At 37.1% G+C, this 912-nt stretch carries 1 pseudogene; it reads left to right on the plus strand.

The features are described 5' to 3' along the window. Positions 1-126: 126 nt before the first annotated feature. Positions 127-912 (plus strand): annotated as a pseudogene (locus DT73_RS21010) (hypothetical protein); the annotation flags it as partial.

Here is a 912-nt window from a genome sequence, read left to right on the forward strand (position 1 = left end):
TGATTGAAGGTGTGAATGTATCGAGTAACAGTATTGTTAGCAGTACTGAAGATATTGATCCAGTCAGTGGCATAAATACAATCATGTTAACAGTACAAATAAATTACATAACAAGGACGTGATTATATGTCAGGAATATTTTTAGGGAACAGAACAAAGATCTTCTACAACAACGATGCGTTTAATACGACAGTAAACAGTGTTGGATATGTAGAAATTGATAACCTTGCTGAATTCCCAACAGTAACAATTAACAGTGATAATACCAGTATTGAAACCTATCAGGACGAATACACACAGATTATATCTGGAAGTATGAATATTAATTCGGTATCTATCGTTGTTCACTATGTACCGGATAATCTTTCTCACCAGTACTTACTAGATAGGTTCAGTGATGGTGAAAAATTTCAAATTAAAATAAGTCTATATGAATCTGATGAATCCCTTGACCAGCACTACATTATTCTCGCAGGTTTTTGTACTGCCTATTCAGATTCAAGTGATCAGAATGCAGTATTTGACCGTTCATACACTTTCACAGCAGAAGATGTGGTAAGCAGGGGTACTACACAAGACTTGCCTAATCTTTCATGGGGTGATTTTGGCCTAGGTTCAAATGGCCTAGAAGTACCTCATTATGAATCAAGTACACCAAGCGGAAACAGCCTAATCAAAGTACCAGCATTGCAGGAACAGAATCCCCTTGGTGTTGATATGTACGGTACTGCATGGGTTGATGGTACTGATACTCTTAAGATTGTAGGTAATTCACTTGGCACACCACATCTTTACGTACAGAACAGTGATACATCCTGGACGAAGATCCCCGAACAATCAGAAATTAATGCTACGTTTACACCAATGACACGCAAAGTGAATGGATATGATTTAAGTACTGATATTGTATTA

The sequence above is a fragment of the Mangrovibacter sp. MFB070 genome (genome assembly GCF_000705335.1).
GTDB lineage: Bacteria > Pseudomonadota > Gammaproteobacteria > Enterobacterales > Enterobacteriaceae > Mangrovibacter > Mangrovibacter plantisponsor.